The organism is Pedobacter jeongneungensis (assembly GCF_039538295.1).
GTDB classification, from domain to species: domain Bacteria; phylum Bacteroidota; class Bacteroidia; order Sphingobacteriales; family Sphingobacteriaceae; genus Pedobacter; species Pedobacter jeongneungensis.
On the sequence record NZ_BAABBY010000003.1, the window covers coordinates 409,087 to 426,832 of the forward strand.

18 protein-coding genes and 1 other RNA gene are annotated in these 17,746 nt (G+C 39.0%); 9 read left to right on the forward strand and 10 right to left on the reverse strand.

The window, feature by feature from the left end; all coding sequences use genetic code 11:
* Window positions 1-51 precede the first annotated feature (51 nt).
* The gene (locus ABD769_RS07665) at window positions 52-282 is read right to left on the reverse strand and encodes a hypothetical protein (protein ID WP_344850822.1); all 231 of its coding nucleotides are present in this window, start codon (window positions 280-282) and stop codon (window positions 52-54) included.
* 156 nt (window positions 283-438) lie between these two features.
* Between ABD769_RS07665 and ABD769_RS07670 the strand changes: the two genes are divergently transcribed.
* Window positions 439-621 (forward strand): Sec-independent protein translocase subunit TatA/TatB, encoded by a 183-nt coding sequence (locus tag ABD769_RS07670; RefSeq protein ID WP_025142807.1) that lies wholly within the window; start codon window positions 439-441, stop codon window positions 619-621.
* A 327-nt stretch (window positions 622-948) separates the two neighbouring features.
* Here the strand turns inward: ABD769_RS07670 and ABD769_RS07675 are convergent, their stop codons facing one another.
* Both ABD769_RS07675 and ABD769_RS07680 read right to left on the reverse strand, forming a co-directional pair.
* Complete coding sequence (locus ABD769_RS07675; protein WP_344850823.1) at window positions 949-2,691, reverse strand: ABC transporter ATP-binding protein; 1,743 nt, start codon at window positions 2,689-2,691, stop codon at window positions 949-951.
* A gap of 174 nt (window positions 2,692-2,865) precedes the next feature.
* Complete coding sequence (locus ABD769_RS07680; RefSeq protein ID WP_344850824.1) at window positions 2,866-3,837, reverse strand: Gfo/Idh/MocA family protein; 972 nt, start codon at window positions 3,835-3,837, stop codon at window positions 2,866-2,868.
* A 301-nt stretch (window positions 3,838-4,138) separates the two neighbouring features.
* Between ABD769_RS07680 and ABD769_RS07685 the strand changes: the two genes are divergently transcribed.
* Window positions 4,139-5,227, forward strand: a complete 1,089-nt coding sequence (locus ABD769_RS07685) for a metallophosphoesterase (RefSeq protein WP_344850825.1) — start codon at window positions 4,139-4,141, stop codon at window positions 5,225-5,227.
* Window position 5,228: 1 nt separating this feature from the next.
* Here ABD769_RS07685 and ABD769_RS07690 read toward each other — a convergent pair whose 3' ends face one another.
* On the reverse strand, window positions 5,229-5,588 hold the full coding sequence (locus ABD769_RS07690; protein WP_344850826.1) for a winged helix-turn-helix transcriptional regulator: 360 nt from the start codon (window positions 5,586-5,588) through the stop codon (window positions 5,229-5,231).
* 77 nt (window positions 5,589-5,665) lie between these two features.
* Between ABD769_RS07690 and ABD769_RS07695 the strand changes: the two genes are divergently transcribed.
* Entirely contained in the window at window positions 5,666-6,550 is an 885-nt protein-coding gene (locus tag ABD769_RS07695) for an NAD(P)H-binding protein (RefSeq protein ID WP_344850827.1), read from the forward strand.
* A gap of 557 nt (window positions 6,551-7,107) precedes the next feature.
* Entirely contained in the window at window positions 7,108-7,305 is a 198-nt protein-coding gene (locus ABD769_RS07700) for a hypothetical protein (protein WP_344850828.1), read from the forward strand.
* A gap of 22 nt (window positions 7,306-7,327) precedes the next feature.
* Here ABD769_RS07700 and ABD769_RS07705 read toward each other — a convergent pair whose 3' ends face one another.
* Window positions 7,328-8,284 carry an alpha/beta hydrolase gene (locus ABD769_RS07705; RefSeq protein WP_344850829.1) on the reverse strand — a complete coding sequence of 319 codons (957 nt, stop codon included), beginning with the start codon at window positions 8,282-8,284 and terminating at the stop codon, window positions 7,328-7,330.
* A 188-nt stretch (window positions 8,285-8,472) separates the two neighbouring features.
* On the opposite strand from ABD769_RS07705, the gene ABD769_RS07710 reads away from it, so the two are divergent.
* Window positions 8,473-9,312, forward strand: coding sequence for a ThuA domain-containing protein (locus ABD769_RS07710; protein WP_344850830.1), 840 nt, complete (start codon window positions 8,473-8,475; stop codon window positions 9,310-9,312).
* Window positions 9,313-9,676: 364 nt separating this feature from the next.
* Entirely contained in the window at window positions 9,677-9,979 is a 303-nt protein-coding gene (locus tag ABD769_RS07715) for a GNAT family N-acetyltransferase (protein WP_344850831.1), read from the forward strand.
* Window positions 9,980-10,151: 172 nt separating this feature from the next.
* On the opposite strand, the gene ABD769_RS07720 is transcribed toward ABD769_RS07715, so the two are convergent.
* The 4 genes from ABD769_RS07720 to ABD769_RS07735 all read right to left on the reverse strand — a co-directional run bounded on the left by ABD769_RS07720 (window position 10,152) and on the right by ABD769_RS07735 (window position 14,410).
* The gene (locus ABD769_RS07720) at window positions 10,152-10,907 is read right to left on the reverse strand and encodes an SPOR domain-containing protein (protein WP_344850832.1); all 756 of its coding nucleotides are present in this window, start codon (window positions 10,905-10,907) and stop codon (window positions 10,152-10,154) included.
* A gap of 169 nt (window positions 10,908-11,076) precedes the next feature.
* Window positions 11,077-12,630 (reverse strand): DHA2 family efflux MFS transporter permease subunit, encoded by a 1,554-nt coding sequence (locus ABD769_RS07725; protein WP_344850833.1) that lies wholly within the window; start codon window positions 12,628-12,630, stop codon window positions 11,077-11,079.
* 151 nt (window positions 12,631-12,781) lie between these two features.
* Complete coding sequence (locus ABD769_RS07730) at window positions 12,782-13,366, reverse strand: TetR/AcrR family transcriptional regulator (RefSeq protein ID WP_344850834.1); 585 nt, start codon at window positions 13,364-13,366, stop codon at window positions 12,782-12,784.
* Window positions 13,367-13,498: 132 nt separating this feature from the next.
* Entirely contained in the window at window positions 13,499-14,410 is a 912-nt protein-coding gene (locus ABD769_RS07735; protein WP_344850835.1) for a M57 family metalloprotease, read from the reverse strand.
* A gap of 553 nt (window positions 14,411-14,963) precedes the next feature.
* Between ABD769_RS07735 and ssrA the strand changes: the two genes are divergently transcribed.
* The 3 genes from ssrA to ABD769_RS07750 all read left to right on the forward strand — a co-directional run bounded on the left by ssrA (window position 14,964) and on the right by ABD769_RS07750 (window position 16,535).
* Window positions 14,964-15,330: a transfer-messenger RNA gene (gene ssrA, locus ABD769_RS07740) on the forward strand.
* A gap of 100 nt (window positions 15,331-15,430) precedes the next feature.
* On the forward strand, window positions 15,431-15,814 hold the full coding sequence (locus tag ABD769_RS07745) for a hypothetical protein (protein ID WP_344850837.1): 384 nt from the start codon (window positions 15,431-15,433) through the stop codon (window positions 15,812-15,814).
* A gap of 298 nt (window positions 15,815-16,112) precedes the next feature.
* Window positions 16,113-16,535 (forward strand): hypothetical protein, encoded by a 423-nt coding sequence (locus ABD769_RS07750; protein WP_344850838.1) that lies wholly within the window; start codon window positions 16,113-16,115, stop codon window positions 16,533-16,535.
* Window positions 16,536-16,674: 139 nt separating this feature from the next.
* Here ABD769_RS07750 and ABD769_RS07755 read toward each other — a convergent pair whose 3' ends face one another.
* The gene (locus tag ABD769_RS07755) at window positions 16,675-17,295 is read right to left on the reverse strand and encodes an alpha-ketoglutarate-dependent dioxygenase AlkB (RefSeq protein WP_344850839.1); all 621 of its coding nucleotides are present in this window, start codon (window positions 17,293-17,295) and stop codon (window positions 16,675-16,677) included.
* Window positions 17,296-17,746: the final 451 nt, after the last annotated feature.

Consider the following 17,746-nt stretch of genomic DNA (forward strand, 5'->3'; position numbering starts at 1 on the left):
TTGCCTTGTTTGGGCGATAAAAATTTATACGCTGATGATAATAAAATTAAATCAGAAAGGTTCCGAATGAAAAACTTCGAGGTTAACGCAGCGTAATCCAATGCTGTTAAAAAGCGCTGTGATCTCGTTGGTCCAGTCTCTTGGCGAATCTACACGAAGAATTTTATCGCTATCCCACAGATCAATGTTCCATTTGATTTCTTTGAAGCGGCTGTTCAGTAATGGACTGATTTCATTTAACTCGCTATCTGAGGATACATTTGTTTTGAAAACGGCTATCATAAAGAAGATTTTTAGGTTTGTTGTAGGGGTAGACGTTTCACTTTGGAAATTACTTTAAATAAAAATCATTTTTTTTATTTTTTTTAATTTTCGCAATTGAGAACCAAAACATTGCTTTATGCGTAAGTGTAATGGTATCACTTAAATTAAAACAAAATGTTAAATACAACCATTGCCGCCCTGCTTGGAGGGCCTGAACTGATCCTTGTTGGAGTTGCTGTTTTATTATTGTTCGGTGGAAAAAAAATCCCTGAATTAATGAAAGGCCTTGGTAAGGGAATAAAAGAATTTAAAGCCGGACAGGAAGAAGAGAAACCGGAAGTTCCGAAGCAAGCATAATTCTAAACCTAATAGAATTTTAAATATTAAACTTTGAACACCCGGCGCTTATAAATGGAGCCGGGTGTTTTTTGTTTAAATATTGTCGGTATTTAGATCTCCGTTTAAGAGCAATAATTTAAACCAATCATAAACGCAATTCTTGCTAGATAAAATTTTGAATGCTGCTGCATCTTTTCATGATTTGGAAATGAAAGGACAGTTGTTCCTGGCGGTTTGCAGCCCTGCTTTTGGTACAAGTTCCGATGAAAGATCGGAAGCTTTCCCTGACAATCAGGTTTAGGAACAGCGTTTTGCAATTTGTAGTCAGCAAATGGGCTACTTCATTTATCTGCGTTCGCCAATTTGCTGCCGCCACATGGAGTAATATAGGCCTTTCTTTTCGAGCAGTTCGTTGTGGCTGCCCGTTTCAGATACTTTTCCTTTTTCCAGTACGTAGATTTTATCGGCATGCATAATGGTTGATAAACGGTGGGCAATCAGGATGGTCATCTGTTCCCTTCTGTCGGATATTTCGCGGATGGTTGCCGATATTTCTTCTTCAGTGAGTGAATCGAGTGCCGAAGTAGCTTCATCAAAAATCAGTAACCTTGGTTTTCTCAATAATGCCCTGGCAATCGAAATCCGCTGTTTTTCTCCACCCGATAGTTTCATGCCATTTTCACCCAATACTGTATCGATCCCCTGGGCAGCTTTGGCAATAAGTGCAGTAGCTGATGCTTTTCGCAGCGCTTCAACAATATCTTCTTCGCTTGCGGTAGGGTTTACAAAACGCATGTTATCCCTGATCGATCCTGCATAAAGCTGCGTATCCTGCGTAACAAAACCGATTTGCCTGCGTAAAGGGTTGTACCTGATTCGTTTAGAACTGGTTTCGTTGAAAAGTATTTCGCCATCAACAGGAAGGTAAAGGCCTACCAGAAGCTTTACTAAAGTAGATTTACCCGAACCCGATGGGCCCACAAACGCCACGGTTTCTCCATTCTGGATTTCGAAAGAGATATCATCAATGGCATTATAACCGGCTGTTTTATGTCTGAAAATTACATTTTTAAATTCAAGCCGGTTTAGCGCATCCAGTTCTACTGCGTTTTCTGGCCGGGTTTCGATGGGTTTTTGCATCAGGTTATCGAAAGTTTTAAGTGATGCATCGGCCTCCCTGTATAAAATAATCATATTGCCTAAATCCTGCAAAGGCGTAAAAATGGCGGTAGAAATAAACTGCATGGCGATTAATTCGCCTGTACTTAATATTTTTCTAAAAATCAGCCAGAGCAGGATAAACAAAACTGATTGCTTTAGTAAATTGAGCAAATTGCCCTGCAAAAAAGATAACATGCTTACTTTTCTGGCCTTTAACATTTCGAGATCGAAAATTTTTAAGGTCTGCACATTTAACCTCCTGATTTCGGCAAAGGTTAAACCTAAACTCTTTACGAGTTCGATATTGCGCAGGCTTTCGGTAATTACACCTGCCTGTTTATCGGCCTGGCGGTTAATAGAGCGCTGAATGGCTTTGATTTTTTTTGAAAGCAATCCGGTTAAAGAGCCAAGTACCAATACACCAATAAAAAATACCGGCACCAGCAACCAGTTCTTATTCAGGCTGTACCACAATAAAAAGCCAATGCCTACCAGCGATGAAAAAAGGATATTGATAAAGGCATTGATGAAACGTTCGGCATCGGTTTTTACTTTTTGAAGCACCGAAAGTGTTGTTCCGCTCCGGCTTTCTTCAAATTCCTGAAAAGAGAGGCGGAGGGTTTGTTTTAATCCGTCGTTAAAAATATTCATGCCAAAGCGGGCTACGGCTTTACGCGTAGTAAATTCCTGTACCGATCGGCAAAGCCTCGCCACCAGCGCAATGGCAAGCGCAATCAGCAACCAATATAAAACTTCGCTAATGAGTTGTTTTTCGCTTAAATGGTGTTTATTGGTCGAATAGTTATCGATGATCTTTCCAAAAATAATAGGGTCAAGCAAGCTTAAAAGCTGTGCTGCTGCAGCCAGTAAGAGTGAGAGGATAATGAGTTTTTGATGTGGTTTGAGGTATTTTAAAAGTATTTTCATTTCAGCAGGATCACAGTTAATATGGGCTACTATTAAACGTGAAGGGCTGGTAATAGTTTCGATAAGATTAATTTATGCTGCCTTTTAAGTTGTCGGGGTAGCTATTAATAATCCTCAGGTATTAAAATAGGATAACAGCGGTAGGAAGAAAAACTATTATGGTTACGCAGTGAATTATCTGGAGGTAAAATCATCCATCAACTTCATTGTAATCAACGCATCCTCACCACTACATGGATTTGGTCCTTTATCCAAAAAGTAATCTACTACCTTTTCTATCATCGGCTGTTGTACATGTTGCAAAGGTTCAAATGCATATTCTTTCGGTTCATCTGTATTAACCGTGATTTTGTTACCAAACATCGGGAAACTGATATTACCTTTCGAGCCATATATCACACAGCTATCTGCATCATCTTCCGGAGCAACCGAAAAACACCAGGTACCACTAAAAACAACGCCATTTTCGAAAAGGATATTGCCTGTAACCAGGTCATCAACCGCGGTATTTTCCTGTTGTTTGGCAGCAATGCCAGATGCATGTTTAACCGGTCCGAAATAGTAGGTCATCAGATCCAATTGATGCGGAGCCAGATCGTGGAACAAACCACCACCAGAAATGGCCGGATTAATCCGCCAGTTATCCTCTGTTTTGGCTATCAACGCAGGGTTTGGCGGCTGGAGCATCTTTAACCGCACCAAGCGGATATCGCCAATTGTATTTTTGGCCAGCAACTCCTTAACTTTTAAAAACATGGGCTGCGCACGGCGGTAGTGGGCCACACATAGCTTTACATTAAGCTGGTTTGCCGCATCTGTCATACGTTGTGCAGCAGCTGCATCTAAAGTCATGGGTTTTTCTACATATACAGGTTTGCCAGCTTGCAGGGCTTCAATGGTATAGGCCTCATGCTGTAGGGGAGGTGTAGCAATATAAATGGCATTTACCTCAGGATCGTTAATTAACCGGGAGGCATCGCCGTACCATTTTGGTACCTGGTGCCGCTTTGCATAATCTGCAGCTTTGGCAGCATCGCGGCGCATTACGGCTACTAATTTAGAGTTGCCTACCTTATTAAAGGCTGGCCCGCTTTTTACCTCGGTTACATCGCCACAGCCAATAATGCCCCATCTGATTTCTTCCATTATATAATTGAATTTTAAAGGCCTGAATTTAGAGAATATGGCTGAAATTTTTCGAAAAACCATTATAAAAAAGAAAAGGGACTCAATTGAGATTGATCCCTAATCAACTAACCAAACAAATGAATTCCGGAAACCACGCCGGAATTATGATATAAACGTAACGGCACCTACATTGTTTTGAAGGATGTATAATTTATATCAATTAATTTGTATAGCCTGTTAAAATGTGGCTGGAAATTGCCAAGTGCTTTTTTTAGATTTGCCGACCCGAAATTCGTTAAACAGACCAACCTAACCCAAAATGAAAATGTATAAAAAGGTGATTTTTGCGCTATTTTTAATGCTGTCTGCGCGTGCTTATGCACAGGTTGAGCAAGATGGACCTTATATTTGGCACGCTGGTAATCAGGTTATTAGCCGTTATATCCTGGATAACGTATTGCATGTAGATTCTTTAAAAGAAGATGCCCCGATAGCGGTGCGTTTTGCTAATCATACCGACTGGAATTTCAGCTTTAAACTTCATAAAAAAATTGTTGTGCCTTCTGCAAGCTATGCAGGCGTAAATAAAATGTTCGTTCTTTCTGATATTGAAGGCGAGTTTGAAGCCTTCCGGGCTTTAATGATTGGAAATGGCGTGATGGATGAAAAATATAACTGGACATTTGGCAAAGGGCAGCTCGTAATCTGCGGAGATCTTTTCGACCGTGGCAAAGAGGTAATGCCTTATTTATGGCTGTTGTATAAATTAGAAGAAGATGCTGCCAAAAAAGGTGGCTATGTGCATGTGCTGCTGGGTAATCATGATGTAATGAATATGGCAGGCGATTTACGCTATCATTCTCCCAAATACGCTGCATCGGCTAAATTAATGAACCTTGAGTATGGAAAATTGATAGATGCTGATAGCGAAATCGGAAAATGGCTGAGGAGTAAAAATGCAATTGAAAAAATTGGCGATAAGATTTTTATGCATGCTGGTATTTCACCTCAAATTAATGCGACAGATTTCTCCCTGCAAGCCATTAATGATAAGTGCAGGAGCTATTATGGCATTGCTACTAAAAAATTACCAGAAGAAGGGCGCCTATTAATGGGAAGTGCCGGACCATTTTGGTACAGGGGTTACTTCGGGAAAGACCGCACTAACCCAGCCACCGTTGATTCTACATTAGCGAAGTTTTCCTGCAAACAGATTGTAGTTGGCCACACCATTACCAAAGAAAATATTGCAGGATATTATGGCGGAAAAGTGATCGGGATTGATGTAAACGAGCACAGTGGAAACCGAAAAGCAGTTCTTTTTATTAATGATAAAACATTTGTGGTTGATGATAAAGGTAAACAACAACCACTTGAAATTAAGGATACTACTGCAGCTATTGAATAGTTTAATCCATTTTAAAATCCTGCGCGAAAGCCCAAACAACCATGGCATCAAGCACTGGTCTTAATTGCTCGCCTTCCTTACTTAAACGATAAGTTACAAACGGCGGCACCACATTTTGAGCTTCACGGATCACCAGGTTATCTTGCTGCATCTGCTTTAAATGCTGTATCAGCATCTTTTCAGTAATAGCCGGAATAAGCTTTTTCAGTTCGTTATATCTTTTCGTACCACTTAAAAGGTGGTAAAGAATAATGGGTTTCCAATGACCGCCTATTTTATTCATCACAAAACTTACCGGGCAGCTGGCCTGATTACTTTTTCTGTTTGCGTTTAATGTTGAGTTTTCTTTAATGGCTGTCATGTTACATACTTTGGGGTAAGTACTTGTATAAAAGTAAGTGCAAATATAACTTTGTCTTAAATTAAAACATAACAATCATGAAAATAATAATAACAGGTTCTTTAGGGAACATTAGCAAACCCTTAGCATCACAATTAATTGCCCAAGGACAGGAAGTAACTGTAGTAAGTAGTAACCCTGAGAAATCGGCAGAAATAACCAAACTTGGTGCGCAGGCTGCAATAGGTTCGGTAACAGACGAAAGTTTTTTAGTTAATACTTTTACAGGTGCGGATTTAATTTATCTAATGGTTCCAACTGATTTTGGCGCAACTGATCTTCGCGGCTACATAAAAAGTGTAGGGCAACATTATGCCAATGCAGTTAAGGCTGCGGGAGCGAAAAAGGTAATTTTGTTAAGCAGCATTGGTGCACATTTAGATAGTGGTACCGGACCAATTGCAGGTTTACATGATGTTGAGCAAATATTTGGTCAGTTGAAAGAACTTGATTTGCTTATTCTCCGTCCGGCATTTTTCTACATTAATTTTTATGCGAATATTGGTTTGATTAAAAATGCAGGCATTATCGGATCAAATTATGGTGCAGATCAATCAATTGTACTGGTTCATCCAGCTGATATTGCTGCGGTAGCCGCCAGTAAGATTGAAGAAGGCTTTGAAGGCAAAAGTGTCCTTTATGTTGCCAGCGATAAACGCAAATTGAGCGAAGTAGCTTTAGCTTTAGGTGCTGCAATTGATAAATCAGATTTACCCTGGGTTGAGTTTGATGACACACAAGCTTATGAAGGTATGGTTGCTGCGGGTTTATCGGAAGAAATGGCCAGGAATTATGTGGAAATGGGTACTGCAATCAGAAACAAAGTATTGTGGGAAGATTTTAAAGCAAAAGGGATTGTTCCGGCAGGTAAAATTAAACTGGAGGATTTTGCAACCGAATTCGCTGCAGTTTATAATGGCTAAATAATATCATTCTTTTCGACTTAAGGTATTGAAATGGAGAAATCTTTGAATAGTTATGTTTGAAGATTTCTCTATTCTGCTTATAGTAACATTTATGTAAACTATTCGTAGCATTTTTTAACCATATTAGACATTTAAGGGGATATAAGCTTCTATGAACTTATATTCCTTATATGGTAAAGTTAGAAGTTTAGGATTTTGATAAAAAAATCTCTTTAGATCTGCGTTTTCTGCAATATCAGCGGGAAACAAAGTGATAGATGGCTTATTATTTTTCCCGCAGATTAAAAAGGATAAAAACGCTGAGTTTCTGTGACCAAATAAACTTAATTTACATCTGGTTTTTTAATGTAAAAAAGAAAAGGGATTCAATTGAGATTGATCCCTAATCAACTAACCAAACAAATGAATTCCGGAAACCACGCCGGAATTATGATATAAACGAAAGGATGCAAAGATTGTTTTAACGATTTACCAATTCTTCAATATTTTTTTAAAAAGGGAAAAATGACAGGATATATCGGAGAATTATGTTCTGCTTTTTTTAGCTTTGCAGCATGCAAAACCTTTCGAAGAAGCTTCAGATAGATCTCATAGAACTTAAGGCCAAATACGCCTTTATTATGGATGAGTTGGAAGCTACTTTTGCAGATGCTTACCTGTCGAAATCATTGGCCAAGCAACGTTTAGCCGAACAGATGATGCTTGAGATAGAACGTATTCTCGGCGAACAGACAGGTGGTCAGGAAAATTGATTATTCCAAAATCTTCAATTTTTTAATTTCCAGCAATTTTTTTGGCTGCAGACAGGTTAAAAGTGCGTTTTTTGTCGGCATCTTTAAAATCTACATCCATAAAATAGCGTTTGTGTTTAACAACATAATTCTCAATAAACCATAAAATATCGGGCAGGTTTTCGGCCATTGGCGATCCTGCTATTTCGTGGCCCATATCCTGTACATACTGAAAATAATAGGGGTAGTTGTTCTTTCTAAACCGGTGCGCCAGGTATTTCGATCCAAAAAAGCCGCGGTTAAGTAGTCTTACCTTGTTGTACGGAACCAGTTTATCCGCTGTGCCATGAAAAAACATGGTTGGTGCAGGAGCTACAGCATATTTTGGAGCACCTTTATAACTTAAAATTGCTCCCGCAAAAGAAATTACCCCTTTATATTGAAAGTTTGCCGGAAGTTTTGCAGCCAGGGGTGTAGCATTCCGTTTGTTGTAATCGGCATGTAATGCCGTAATGGCTCCGGCGCTCGATCCGGAGATGATAATCATACCTGTATCGATACCCAGGATTTTAGCATTTTTGATTATATAATCTGTCGCTTTGTAAACATCTGCTGTAGCCGTATCAATAGCCGACCGTAAACTAGAAGTGTTAAAAGGGGTGGGGAATTTCTTGCCCTTAAGTCCTAATCTGTAATCAACCGATACCACCTTAAAGCCATGCTCAATCAGTGTATTAAAATAGGGTTCGTATAGTTTGCTATCTCTGCGACCCAGTACAAAACCTCCGCCAAAAACAAACAGCAGTGTTGGTTTTTTTTCTGTGATTTGTCCCTGGTAATAGATATCCATTTTCAGCGGTGCAGAATCCGTTTGCGAAAATATTTTAGTGTCAACATGGTATTTCTTGTCCTTTAATACAATCTGTCCGGAAGAAGAAAGGGCGCTGAATAAGAAAATCAGGAAAAAAATGTTCGGAAGGTAGGTTTTAATGAGCATCATCTTATTTTTAAGGATTTCGATATTAGAGCATTTTTGATTCAGGTAATTTTATACCATCTCAATCTAAGCATTTTTAGTTAAAATATTCTTTAACAGATTATGATGAAATTAATTTTGTTTTTTTTATAACTCTTGAAAGGTAAAATCAGGACAGTTTTTAGCTATTTTTAGCGTTAAAGAAAACCATTATGAAAAGAACGTTACTGATCTGTATCATCCTGTTTGCTGGTCTTTTAAGTGCTAACGCTGTAATGGCCTTGCCCAAAAAGAAATTTAAAGTAATTGCCTTTTATACTGCCAAGAGCGATCTGGCGCACATTAGTTTTGTACACGAAGCCAATGTATGGTTCCCAAAAATGGCTAAAGAATATAATTTTGAATACGATTCTACTTCGAACTGGGAAAATTTAAATGAAAAATTTCTCGCTAATTATCAGGTAGTATTATTTTTAGATACCCGTCCCGAAAAGCCCGAACAGCGGGAAGCCTTTCAGAAATACATGGAAAAAGGAGGTGGCTGGATGGGTTTCCATTTTGCTGCCTTTGGTTTAAACAATTCGGCCGTTCCCCAAAACTGGGATTGGTACCATAACACATTTTTGGGGTCAGGAGAATACGGAAGCAATACCTGGCGACCAACCAGCGCTATTTTGAAAGTTGGAGTCAAACATCCCGTTACGGCAAAACTGCCACAAACTTTTAAGGCTCAACCCAACGAATGGTACCGCTGGAAAAACGACCTTCGCAATAACCCTGATATCGAAATTTTATTGTCGGTCGATTCAGCAAGTTTTCCGCTTGGTACAGGTCCAAAACAAAGTGAAATCTGGCGCAGTGGCTTTTATCCTGTGGTTTGGAGCAACAAAAAGTTTAAAATGGTTTATGTAAACATGGGGCATAACGATATGGATTATGAACATAAATACGACAATACCAATAAATCACTTTCTTCTTCGTTTGGCAATCCTAATCAGGATAAGTTATTAATCAATGCACTTTTGTGGCTGGGGGCTGGCAACAAACATTAAACGCATATTAAAATCTGCAAAAATGAAAAGAAATTCAAAGTTTTTAGCCGTTTTTCCGGTGTTGATTATTGCATTCGTGATCTAGATCAGCTCAGCAAGGATAACAGGTGATTGGTTCGTTGGTCATTAGTCATTGGTTCATTGGTCATTGGTTCAATAATCATTGGTAATTGGTTAACTGCTTAATTGGTAGCCGTAGGAGAACTCCTCATTAGCGTAATTCCGTATAAATCTGTGTATCCGTGGCAGAATTAATTGGAGGCTGAAAGTGAAGCCACTTTTTTGTTACGATAAAATTCTACCCATATATCTTCCGTACAAAAACCTTAATTCTTACTAAATTGCCATAAAATTACACACCCCTATGGCAGAAGTTAAAATCAATATTCAGGAAAATGGACCAGGCGCTTTCGATCTTTTCGATGAAGATGGAAAAGTTGGCGAAATGGTATTTGATATCCAGGGAAAAGACCTCACTGTTTACCATACAGAAGTATCGCCTGAAAAAGAGGGAATGGGCTATGCAAAACTATTGCTCGATGCCATGGTAAATTATGTTCGTGAAAATAACCTGAAAGTTATTCCGCTTTGTCCTTATGTGCATTTGCAGTTTAGAAGACACGAAGAACTTTACCAGGACATTTGGAACAAAGTAAAAGAAGAATAAGTTAATAATGACAGCTGCAAAACCTGATGGGCATCGAGCAAAGTCTTTAGTCAAAAAGAGCATAGAGTTACCAAAAGTTTTGTTGGCTCTGTGCTCTTTATGGTTTAAATGATTATCAGGCATTTTGCCTCAGTTAACCAGTTTATCCAATTAACCAATAAACCCCTCAGCTTTAAAACTTAACCGGTAACTTATCCGAAACCAATACATTATTTTTGTAATATTCAAAAAACCAGTTACCATTCTTTTTTAAAACCACACCATTCGTATTTCCATTAACGGCCATAAAAAAATCCTCAACAGAAGTTTTAAATAAAGTCATCACAATTTTAGGCGTTGCATCAACCAGCTGATAACCATTGGCTGTAGTCTGGGCATACAATACCGCATCTGTCTGTTTTGCTTCGGTAGCTACTGGCTGGGTAGCAGGGGCAGGAGTTGGTTCAGTTTTAGCTTCTTTTACCTGTGCAGCAGGCGTTGGTGCCGAAGCGTCCGGAATGCTGCCTGCGGTATAACGAAAATCAGTTAAAGAAGCAAATGCATCCCTTAAGGCCAGATTAAAAGAAGTTTTGTATTCTTTCTCCCTGCTTTTCCCTTCCTTACTTTTTAGCACCACTGTTCCCTTACAATCTTTGAGCACCACTGTAAGATTGGTTACAAACATGCTGTTTTTTTCTTCTATATCAGCAGTTAAAGCTTTACACCTGTCGCCTGCAATTTCCGTCGGTAAATCTGCATTATCAAAGTAAGTAGTGAAGCCCAAATCATCAAAAAGGGCTTTGGTAAGGTTATTTAAGTTATATTGATTAGCCTGCTTAAGAAAACTGAATTTCTCTGGCACAATAATATACTTATAATGATTAAGATTGGGTTGAGCCTGCGCAGAAAAAGAGAGTGCCAAAAGAATGATAACAAGATATCTTTTCATAATGATTAATGGAGGATTATATTCCGGTTCAATTTATACAATGAAATGCAGAAAATCAAATTGTTGGTTTATTGCCGTTTGATTTATAACTTATCGTTAATTGTTTAAATCAATTAATCGACTGCAGACTGAAGACTACAGACTTATGACTTAATAATAAATCAAGCTCTTAATGATCCGAAATAACCATTTTACCAATTGCCGGGTTTTTTGGCTTCTTGCTTACGAATAGCAGAAGGGGCAGGGTAACTACAAAAAGCAACCCAACAAAATAATAACAATCGATATAGCTGAGCATGGACGATTGCGTACTAATGGTATGTTCAATTACGCCGATTCCTTTCATGCGGGCATCCATTGCATTAATTCCTTTTTGCTGAAAATAAGCGGTTAACGAGTTTAATCGTTCAACTGCTTGCGGATTATATATGTTAATGTGGCTCAACAGATCTGTGCGGTGTACCGCTATTCGCTGTGCATAGTAGGTGTTTACTGCTGATATGCCAAATGCACCGCCCAACTGTCTCATCATATTATTGAGGGATGCACCCTGGGGAATATCTGCAGGCGGCAGTGAAGATACCGCAAGCATGGTAAGTGGTACTGTTAAAAAAGCCATAGCTGTGGCACGGAAAATCAGGTTAATGCTGATGGCCCGGGCCGAAATACCAAAATTAATTCCTGCCATGCTCCAGTTAAAATATATAAAACATACAAAGCCTAAAACAACAATTAAAATTGGCGATACTCCTTTGGCCATTAACTTGCCAGAAGCAATCAGCGCAAATATGGCAATTACAGCACTAGGCAGTAGCATCAGGCCTGTTTCGGTAGGCGTAAAGCCAAGCAGGCGCTGGGCCAGAACGGGTGTAATAAAAACCGAAGTAAACATGCCAATGCCTGTAATAAAGGTTAAAATCGCCGCTATAGATAACGATCTGCTTTTAAATACCCTTAGGTTAACCACAGGATGAGCGACATGTAATTCCCATAGGATAAACGCTGTTAAAGCCGCAATGGCGGTAACAGTGAGTACGATAATATAGCCCGTAGCAAACCAATCTTCAGTTTGACCACGTTCGAGCACAGTTTGTAATGAGCCGATACCCACCGCGAGCAAAATGATGCCCAACCAGTCTACTTTGTTTATTTTTGGTTTGATGAGCGGCTCTGTAAGCAGGAAATAACACGAAACAGCCGCAGCGATGCCTATAGGGATATTAATATAAAAAATAAGTGGCCAGTTGTAATTATCAATAATCAAACCACCCATTGTAGGGCCTATAGTTGGACCAATAAATACTCCTATGCCAAAAATAGCACTGGCTACACCCTGTTTTTCTTTAGGAAAAAGTTCAAATATTACGGCCTGCGAAACTGATAGCAAAGCACCACCGCCCAATCCTTGTAAAAACCTGAAGGCAACCAATGTCCATATATCCGGTGCGCCCCCACACATAATAGAACAAAAAACAAATATAATAATAGAGCCGATGTAATAATTTCTACGACCAAACATAGCCGTTAAAAAACTGGTCATTGGAATAATAATCACATTGGCAATGGCGTACGCCGTTACAACCCAGGTAGTGTCTTCTAAGGTAGCTCCAAGGTTTCCGCTCATGTGCGAAAGGGCTACATTTACGATGGTAGTATCAATGAGTTCCATTACGGCGGCCATCAATACTGTAATAATCAATAGGGTTCGTTTTAAACTGCTCATCTGGTATTTAATAAAAGTGAACGATTGGTCTCTTTTTAGGTAAAAAAATTAGTCGATTATGATTGGTTCTTTAGTAGTGTAGTTATTCAGGCTTAGGGGACATAATAAATTTATTAAAGTGAACGTTCGGTCTCTTTTTAGGTAAAAAATTTTAGAGGATATAAAGATCGATTTCTTTTTTCAGCATGGCTATGATGTTATGGAGGTATTCAGGGTTATTTTCTATCTTACTGATCAGCACGGCACCTTCATACATCGTGAAAACTTTTATGGCATAATTTCCGGCGTCGAAATCTTTAGAAAACTCGCCGCTTTCTTGTCCATCAATGATGATCTTGCTGATGCGGCTTTTAAACCGGTGGATGGCTGCCCTTACCTTCTCTTTCATTACCGGGTTGGTATCGTCGGCTTCTGCCCCAAAATTCAGGATGGCACAACCGCCCCATTTTGATAAAATGCGGTTATCGTAGAAATCAAGCAAGCCATAAAGTTTGCCTTTAGCCGTTGGTATTTCCCTTACAACTGCTGTAACGCCATCGTGCATGAGGTTGCTCAGGTAGTTAAATACCTCAAGACTTAAAGCTTCTTTGCTGGCAAAGTGTCTGTAAACGCCACCTTTTGCCAATTGCGTCGCCTCCATAATATCGTTCATAGAAGTACCTGCAATACCTTTTGTATTGAAAATCGGTGCAGATTTTTCGATAATGAATTGCTTGGTGCGTTCGGCTTTTTTCATGACAGGACAAATATGAACAATCGGTCGCAATTATAAGCTTTATATTTTTCTATTTACATGGGGCTTACAAAACATAAAAAATGGTAACCCGTGTAAGATTACCATTCCGCAAGATCAATAAGTTTTATATCGCTATTTTACCGGATAAAGGGCTTTTAATGCCACAAGGTCATAAGCTGTAAACGGACGGCTATTTTCACCTAAGCAGGCAAGCATCCATGAATCTGGATCGCCATTTTCTGCCTTTGGTGTTCCTGGTATCAGAACAGCACCAACATCAGCCTGTCCTTCATTTTGTTTGAGGTATTTTCCAAGCCATGAATTGTATGTCTGTATATCGCAGCTAAAATTTCTATCAGCATAATCAGTATGCCTAAAGCCAATTGCATGGCCAATTTCATGTGCAATTACGGTAGCCAGCAAACTGTTTTTAGCATAAGTTGGACCATAAACCACATTACTTAATTTGATCGGACTGGCGGGATTTCCATTTGTTGGAAAGCCAGCAGATTGACCTAAAATGGTTTGTCCGTTAGGTGCTTTTCCTAAATCTGCTCCAATAATCGAAATATCAGCAGTTTCTGCAGAGCTGGCATCTAAAAGTTTAAAGCTTAATTTTAAATTTAGATCGTTATAGCGTTTAATGGCTTCAGTTGCTGCATCATTAAACACTTTTTGTGATGTACCTGCGTCAATTTTTATTTTTAGCACCCTTGATGTTCCAACGTTTACAATGTTAGTAGAACGATATTGCTCTGTTTTAGGTTTATTCTGCCTTAAATCTCCAACGATTTGTTGTTGGGTAGCAAGGTTCTTTGCATCAAGGAAAATATCGCCCTCTACAACATAGCCTCCGTCTTTTTTAAAGGCGTTATCAGGAGAAAAACCCGCTTTTGCTATGGCCATTTCCTCATCTTTAGTAAGTTGAGTCTGGTCCTGATTTTCGTTAGTTGTGTTGTTCTTTTTGCAGCTAATGGCAATGGCTATACCGGTTAATAAAATAAGCACATAGCCTGCTTTTAATTTTGAAAATGATGTTTTCATAAGTTTGATAGTTAAAAGTTAGTTAATGAATTGATCTTGCTGTATATTAAATTACTGGTATTCAGTATTTTAATTTATTATAGGTGTGAGTGCGTGTAAACTGCTGGTGTTGAGAAACACCCGTTGAGGTATTTTGAGTATTACGAAAAGCCTGTTAGCAGAAGCTTTAGTCGATATACCGAAATGAAAGAAGTGGTTTGTTGAACGATTAAGTTCTGGAAGATTAAAACGAATACAGATTTTTCCCATCATAGTTAAATAGTTAGTTATGTGGGATGAGCAGCAAATATATATAACTGTTAAAGATTATGATAGTCAGTTGTGTGCATGTCCTGAAATTTTACACGAAATCAGATTTGTAGTTGTAGTTAGTGCTTTTTTGTATGATTTTCTTAATAAATTTTACACAAAATTATTTATGAGATGATGTTCTAGCTTGTAACCGAATTGTATATATCAGATATTGGATCCAAAGAATAACCTTTTACAAAGTAATTTTGTATATTTGCAGTCCGGTTTTGCAATTCATAACTGTAAACTGAAACTAAAAACTGGGGCCGTTCTTGGATTTGACGGGGTGGCGAAGGTTATGTTAGCATGCAGTGCGTTGTTCGGAGAGCACTTAAAGTGAACGATCACATTTTAGTTGGCGAAAATACTTACGCCTTAGCTGCCTAGTTTAGAACTAGTTTAGCTTTTGTCCCTCTAACTGCTGCATTGTTGGGTTAGAATCCGGGGCATCGAAACAACAAAGCTGGCTTTAAGGAGATGCGACTTAAAGTGAGATAAAGTATCTAAGGTTATAAACAAGGTCGGTTTTCAGCCCGTTTATATCCCGAAAATCAATTGAAAAATAAGCATGTAGAAGGTATAATTTATCTCACAACTGGACAAGGGTTCGACTCCCTTCGGCTCCACTGGAGTTAGTAACAAAATTCACTAAAAACACTAAAACCCTGCAAATCATTGATTTGCAGGGTTTTCTTTTTTGTTATTTAATGGCTTTTTTGCCAAAATATCGTGTTTGCAGCAAAAGCCCTGAGCAAGACTTTTGGGAAGATTATGCAGGACCGGCAATCCAGAAGTATCAATAGCAGCGATATTTCGATTTCGCAGAGCACGCAACTGGATTATGCCGTTCCCGCATCTAAAATTGCCGGGCTATCCTCGGGGGAATTCGTGGGGATGGTTGCGGACAATCCGGAGGAAAAGATAGCCTTAAAGATGTTTCATTGCGAAATCCAGAATGACCATGAGGCAATCGCGAGGGAGGAGAGGTCGTATAAGCCGATCCCAATGATAAAAACGGTATCTGACGAAGAGATCAGGCAAAATTATGCAGGTATCAAGACTCAGGTTGCTGATTTATTAAAAGCAGAATCAGGTGTATCTGAAGCTGCATAAAGGGGATGCTACCGTAAACTTGAAGAAGCATGATTCAAAAAACAGTAAGTCCACGAAAAAAGGTAGTTCCAAAGATGAAAGAGTTGGAAGTGCTGCTTCTTTTTAATGGGAATGCTTAGGCGTTGGATAGTTGTAAGGGAACGATTCCTGCTTTTACAAAAATGTAGGCCTAAGGATGGGTCTATCAATAGCGGGGCAAACAAATCATACAAAATATTGTTGAGAAATGATAAACAGGTCAAAACTATACATGGTCAATCCGATACACAAGCAGGGAAGTATTAAACCAATAACAGCTATGATGATTATTGTATTAATATGTACACTGGCATTTAGCTGTAAAAAAAACTCGAACGATCCGCTGCCTGTGCCGGAGCCGCCTGTGCCTGCAAAAAAAATAAAGGTCAAATACGAGATAATTAGCGTTGCAGACCCTTTCTATAGTTACGGGAACAACAAAATCATGTACACAGGTACTGACAATGGATTCTATAGCTTCGATACGCTTGCCAACAAAACATGGAAAAAGGAAATAACTTTTACGCAGCAAAAAGCAGTTACACTTTCCCTGTATGCCGATATTGTACTCAAAGGGGAAAACCCAGTGGTTACCGGAAATATTTATGTCGATGATGTACTTAAGGCTACAGCCCTTGGAACATTGCCTTATTTTAATACAGACCACACACAGATGAAAGTAGATGTAAAGTACACACAATAGTCCTGATGGATCCCTCCTGTAAACTATATTAATCAAGATAAAAAGCACTTAAATAAGTGAACATCCAGACTTAAAGTCAAAAGCTATGATTACCTGATTCACGCCTTTAGGAACTAAGTGCTTAATTAATTCTATCGAATTATAAACTGAACTTTTCTTTTAAAATCTCCGCCACTTTCCCCCGAGGGTTCATCCGGTGAACTTTTGAGGGCTTAACTTTGCGATAGGTCACCGATACACGTCTTTCCCTTTTTACCAAAATCCCATTGATGTTATCCTTTTTTCTCGGCGGAATTCCGTGAGTCCATTTCTTTCTGGCATCATCCTGCATGATGTACATTGATCTCTGCGGCATCTCGATATCTATTACCTCCAGGTTTTTGCCTTTGATAAAACGCATGATGCAACCGCTTCCCAGATTGACACCGCATATCTGGTTCTCATAGTAGTTGCGGTCCTTATGCGGACGGATTCCCTCGCCAGGAAGATATTCATTTATGATGACCTGATCAGGCTGTAAATCGAGGAGTTCCTTGTTCACCAGCTCTTCGGAAAGGCGATGAATCTGTTGTGGAATGGATAAGGGTATAGATATTAATTGATATGGCTCTTCAAGTTCATTTCTATATCCGTAATACTGCAAGCGCCTCGAATAGTCAACCACCCATATCTGCTTGTCTATTTCCTGCAACAGCTCCATTTCCTGTGGTGCTGAAATGAAATTGGGATAAATGTATAACCCAGGCACTTTTGTCTCCATCAATAGTTAACATTCTGACAATCTTTTTGTGTTGCACAGTTGTCATTTATTTTCCTGATATAAGCGTGTCTTATATTTCTCTCTCACCGCCCGGACTATGAAACGCTTTTCCTTGCTTTTATGGAAATGCACGCCAGAACACTAAGGTCAAAGGTGACCATTCAACCTGCTTTCCGATTAAAGCACGGGACTATTAGACTGGTGATAGGGGAAGAAACCGCTGGGATTGGAGGTGATGGGTTATTTTAGTGATTTATCAGCATTCGCCTTGTCATTTTAGGATATCTTTTATCTTTACTAAATTTAGTACTTGCCCTCAAATCCATTATACAATTGAAAGAAGTTATACGCCGCCTTGAAAAGCCCTTTCTCATCACGTACATTTCCATATGGATGACGATATATGTGCTGTCAAGGTTTTCTCTTGAAATTTATACTGATCATGCTCCCC

Bases quoted from the DNA above. Each gene is read 5' to 3' on its own strand.
- ABD769_RS07680 (WP_344850824.1), bottom strand. From the start codon at position 3,837: ATGGAAGAAATCAGATGGGGCATTATTGGCTGTGGCGATGTAACCGAG.
- ABD769_RS07735 (WP_344850835.1), bottom strand. From the start codon at position 14,410: ATGAAAACATCATTTTCAAAATTAAAAGCAGGCTATGTGCTTATTTTA.
- ABD769_RS07750 (WP_344850838.1), top strand. From the start codon at position 16,113: ATGATGATTATTGTATTAATATGTACACTGGCATTTAGCTGTAAAAAA.
- ABD769_RS07720 (WP_344850832.1), bottom strand. From the start codon at position 10,907: ATGAAAAGATATCTTGTTATCATTCTTTTGGCACTCTCTTTTTCTGCG.
- ABD769_RS07690 (WP_344850826.1), bottom strand. From the start codon at position 5,588: ATGACAGCCATTAAAGAAAACTCAACATTAAACGCAAACAGAAAAAGT.
- ABD769_RS07675 (WP_344850823.1), bottom strand. From the start codon at position 2,691: ATGAAAATACTTTTAAAATACCTCAAACCACATCAAAAACTCATTATC.
- ABD769_RS07670 (WP_025142807.1), top strand. From the start codon at position 439: ATGTTAAATACAACCATTGCCGCCCTGCTTGGAGGGCCTGAACTGATC.
- ABD769_RS07705 (WP_344850829.1), bottom strand. From the start codon at position 8,284: ATGATGCTCATTAAAACCTACCTTCCGAACATTTTTTTCCTGATTTTC.
- ABD769_RS07700 (WP_344850828.1), top strand. From the start codon at position 7,108: ATGCAAAACCTTTCGAAGAAGCTTCAGATAGATCTCATAGAACTTAAG.
- ABD769_RS07730 (WP_344850834.1), bottom strand. From the start codon at position 13,366: ATGAAAAAAGCCGAACGCACCAAGCAATTCATTATCGAAAAATCTGCA.
- ABD769_RS07715 (WP_344850831.1), top strand. From the start codon at position 9,677: ATGGCAGAAGTTAAAATCAATATTCAGGAAAATGGACCAGGCGCTTTC.
- ABD769_RS07710 (WP_344850830.1), top strand. From the start codon at position 8,473: ATGAAAAGAACGTTACTGATCTGTATCATCCTGTTTGCTGGTCTTTTA.
- ABD769_RS07755 (WP_344850839.1), bottom strand. From the start codon at position 17,295: ATGGAGACAAAAGTGCCTGGGTTATACATTTATCCCAATTTCATTTCA.
- ABD769_RS07725 (WP_344850833.1), bottom strand. From the start codon at position 12,630: ATGAGCAGTTTAAAACGAACCCTATTGATTATTACAGTATTGATGGCC.
- ABD769_RS07685 (WP_344850825.1), top strand. From the start codon at position 4,139: ATGAAAATGTATAAAAAGGTGATTTTTGCGCTATTTTTAATGCTGTCT.
- ABD769_RS07665 (WP_344850822.1), bottom strand. From the start codon at position 282: ATGATAGCCGTTTTCAAAACAAATGTATCCTCAGATAGCGAGTTAAAT.
- ABD769_RS07695 (WP_344850827.1), top strand. From the start codon at position 5,666: ATGAAAATAATAATAACAGGTTCTTTAGGGAACATTAGCAAACCCTTA.